Below are 292 nucleotides of genomic sequence, written 5' to 3'. Positions count from 1 at the left end.
CTGCAAAGTTTCCGCAAACAAAGTCCTGCCGTCCAGTATTATTTGCTCCGAAATTATCTGGAGGATTTTCCAGATTTATCGCTGACTAGGGCACAGTTTGAGAGCCTTCTAAAAAAAATTGGCCAGGCCAGTCCAGAAGATAGCTATCTGAAAGCAGGCTACTATCTTCACCTCCAAAAAGATCAATTTTACTTGGATAAAATCGGTCCTCGGACGGATAGCGTTTTCCCTGCGCAAGTGTTAAAATATGGCAGTATCGTCAGTTTTGGTCAAACCAGCTTTGAATTTGGAC

1 protein-coding gene is annotated in these 292 nt (G+C 42.8%); it reads left to right on the top strand.

Going from position 1 to position 292, the window contains the following annotated elements; all coding sequences use genetic code 11:
* Positions 1-292, top strand: a 292-nt coding sequence (locus FH871_RS34530; RefSeq protein WP_212768333.1) for a hypothetical protein, incomplete at both ends; no start/stop codon positions are given.

The organism is Larkinella sp. C7, assembly GCF_006149005.1.
In the GTDB taxonomy this organism is placed as follows: domain Bacteria; phylum Bacteroidota; class Bacteroidia; order Cytophagales; family Spirosomataceae; genus Larkinella.
This window is presented reverse-complemented; position numbering and strand designations above follow the sequence as displayed.